Source organism: Nocardiopsis protaetiae (assembly GCF_045446735.1).
GTDB classification, from domain to species: domain Bacteria; phylum Actinomycetota; class Actinomycetes; order Streptosporangiales; family Streptosporangiaceae; genus Nocardiopsis; species Nocardiopsis protaetiae.
Window position 1 is genome coordinate 1 of sequence record NZ_JBJJBV010000454.1, and the last position, 3,168, is coordinate 3,168.

Annotated in this window: 3 protein-coding genes; all 3 read right to left on the reverse strand. The window is 70.2% G+C overall.

Annotated features, from left to right (window positions below; genetic code table 11):
* Positions 1-187: 187 nt before the first annotated feature.
* The gene (locus tag ACJOT3_RS33730; RefSeq protein WP_406977187.1) at positions 188-1,159 is read right to left on the reverse strand and encodes a ParB/RepB/Spo0J family partition protein; all 972 of its coding nucleotides are present in this window, start codon (positions 1,157-1,159) and stop codon (positions 188-190) included.
* Between the two features lie 73 nt (positions 1,160-1,232).
* Positions 1,233-2,048, reverse strand: coding sequence for a ParA family protein (locus tag ACJOT3_RS33735; protein ID WP_406977188.1), 816 nt, complete (start codon positions 2,046-2,048; stop codon positions 1,233-1,235).
* A gap of 149 nt (positions 2,049-2,197) precedes the next feature.
* Entirely contained in the window at positions 2,198-2,881 is a 684-nt protein-coding gene (rsmG, locus tag ACJOT3_RS33740; RefSeq protein ID WP_406977189.1) for a 16S rRNA (guanine(527)-N(7))-methyltransferase RsmG, read from the reverse strand.
* Positions 2,882-3,168 lie beyond the last annotated feature (287 nt).

The window sequence follows — 3,168 nt, forward strand, 5'->3', positions numbered from 1 at the left end:
AGGGAGACCTGGGCGGCCCGCGGTGTTCGGTGGTCGGTGGTCGGAGTTCGGTGGCTGACGTTCAGGGGTCGGTGGCCGGTGGCTGGCGTGCGGTGGTCGGTGGTCGGTGTTTCACGTGAAACACCGCGGCCCCCGTCCCTGGATGTTTCACGTGAAACATCCGGGCGCGAGGGCCGGGGTGGGTGCGTCAGGCGCGGGACGCGCCCATCTGCTCGATGATGCGCTCCAGGTCCTCGACCGAGGCGAACTCCACCACGATCTTGCCCTTGCGCTTGCCCACGTCCACCTTGACCGTGGTGTCCAGCCGGTCGGCCAGCGCGGTCGCCCACTCCTCGACGTGCGGCGGGGTGACCGCCTTCAGCGAGGCCTGCCGGGTCCGCTCCGCCTTCTCGACGTCGTGGCCCTTCTCCCGCAGCGCGACGATCTCCTCCAGGGAGCGGACCGACAGCCCCTCCTGGATCACGCGCTCGGCCAACCGCTCCATCGCCTCCGGCTCCTTGAGGCTCAGCAGGGCACGGGCGTGCCCGGCGCTGATGACCCCCGAGGCCACCTTGTTGTGCAGCGAGGCCGGCAGCTGGAGCAGCCGCAGCGTGTTGGTCACGTGCGCCCGCGACTTGCCCACCCGCTGGGCCAGCTCGCCCTGGGTGGTGCCGAAGTCCTCCAGCATCTGCTGGTAGGCCGCCGCCTCCTCCAGGGGGTTCAGCTGCTGGCGCTGGAGGTTCTCCAGCAGCGCCTCGCGCAGCAGCTCCTGGTCCTTGGTCTTGCGGACCAGGGCGGGGATGACCTTCCGGTCCGCCCGGCCGCTCGCCCGGAAGCGGCGCTCCCCCATGATGAGCTCATAGGGGTGAGACTCCCCCGGCGGCAGCTCGCGCACCACCACCGGCTGGAGGACGCCCACCTCGACGATCGAGTCGCGCAGCTCGTCCAGCGCCTCGTCGTCGAAGTGCTTGCGCGGCTGCTGGGGGTTGGGCCGGATGTCGGTGAGCGCGATCTCCTTCAGGTACGTGCCGTCCGGAATGGCCACCGGTCCCCCGGGGGCGGACGCCCCGTTCACCGATTCGGGGACACTCTCGGACACCGGGACAGGGGCGCCCGCCGGCGGCCCCGACGGGATGAGCGCCCCCAATCCCTTGCCCAGTCCGCGCGGTCGCTGACTCACCGGTACTTCCCTCCACACTTCTCGGTTCACGCCCGGCGGGGGCCGGGACCACGTTCGCGTTAGCGGTCGGCCGCTAGCGCTTCGCCCGGTAGGCGATCTCCCGGGCCGCGTCCAGGTAGGCGACGGCACCGGTCGAGGCCGGGTCGTACGTCATCACCGACTGGCCGTAGCTCGGTGCCTCGGAGACACGGACGCTCCGCGGAATGACCGTGTCCAGGACGGTGTCCTGGAAGTGCGAGCGCACCTCGTCGGCCACCTGCTGGGACAGACGCGTGCGGCCGTCGTACATCGTCAGCAGGATGGTGCTGACCGCCAGGCCGGGGTTGAGGTGGGACTGCACCAGCTCCACGTTCCGCAGCAGCTGGCCCAGGCCCTCCAGGGCGTAGTACTCGCACTGGATCGGGATCATGACCTCGTCGCAGGCCACCATCGCGTTGACCGTCAGGAGGCCGAGCGAGGGCGGGCAGTCGATGAGGATGTAGTCGAGGTCCGTGGTGTCGTACGCGGCGAACGCGCGCTTGAGGCGCGCCTCGCGGGCCACCAGGGAGACGAGCTCGATCTCCGCGCCGGCCAGGTCGATGGTGGCCGGGGCACACCACAGGTTGGGGATGTCCGGAACCGGCTGGGCCAGCTTGCGGATCTCCTCGTCCTCGACCAGGCAGTGGTAGATCGAACGGGTCTGGGTGTCGCGCTCCATGCTCAGGGCGGTGGAGGCGTTGCCCTGCGGGTCGAGGTCGACGACCAGCACGCGCTGGCCGTGCATCGCCAGAGCGGCGGCGATGTTGACCGTCGTGGTGGTCTTGCCGACGCCGCCCTTCTGGTTGGCGACGCCGATCACCCGGCAGGATTCGGGTCGGGGCCAGATCTCGTTCTGCCCCCGCGAGGCCATGGCGGCCTGGGCGGCACGGGCGAGGGGGGTCTCGTAGGGCTCCGATGTTTCACGTGAAACGCTTGGTGTTTCACGTGAAACATCGAGCAGGTCACCGTAGGAGGATGTTTCACGTGAAACATCAGGGTCATTGTGGGGCACGAATGAGTTCACCTCTTCCGTCCGCGCTTCTTCTTGCCGCCCCGCGTCTTCGACGGGGGCGAACCACCGTCGGATGTCACCGTGACGCGAACGACCGTGGTAGCGGGATCGACTTTACCCCGGCCCACCCGGATCACATCGCTAACGTTGGGCCGCAGTTTTGAAACGTCTTGCTCGGCGGCGGCCAACTCGGCCTCCGCCTGCTCGCCCTTGAGCGCCAACAGGCTGCCGCCCTTGCGCAGCAGCGGCAGCGCCCAGCCGGCCAGCCGCGGCAGCGGGGCGACCGCCCGGGCGGTGACGAAGTCGGTGAGGAGTTCGCCGTGCGCCTCCTCCGCCCTCCCCCGCCGCACCTCGACGTTGGGCAGGTCCAGGATCTCCACGGCCTCGTTGAGGAAGACCGTCCGGCGCAGCAGCGGCTCCAGCAGGACCATGCGGATGTCCGGGCGCAGCAGACCCAGCACCAGCCCGGGCAGGCCGGCGCCGGAACCGATGTCCACGACCTCCGCCCCCTCGGGGAGGAGCTCCTCGACCACCGCGCAGTTGATGATGTGCCGCTCCCAGAGGCGGGGCACCTCGCGAGGGCCGATCAGCCCGCGCCGCACACCGTCGTCGGCCAGCAGCTCGGCATAACGCCGGGCCTTCGGGAGGGCGTCGCCGAAGATCTCCGCCGCGCCGGGGGGAGGCTCGGGCAGCGTGTCGCCGGGGGGCGTGTCGCCGGAGGGCGTGTCGCTGGGGGACGCGCCGCCGGAGGGCACGTCGCCGGAGGGCACACCATCGGAGAACACGCCACCGGGCTCGGGCTCCTCAGCGCCCGCGGTCATCGGGTCACCACCGTCCATCGTCCATCGTCACTTCCAAGAGACTGTCAGGTCCAAGAGACTGCCAAGGCTGCGAGGACCGTAAGGGTTCGCAACCGCACCCGACGGATGCACGCAGAGGGGGAAGACCCCCACCGATCCTACGCGGGACATCGTGGTGG

Excerpts from the sequence above, each read along its gene's own strand:
- ACJOT3_RS33735 (WP_406977188.1), bottom strand. The coding sequence starts at position 2,048 with ATGGCCTCGCGGGGGCAGAACGAGATCTGGCCCCGACCCGAATCCTGC.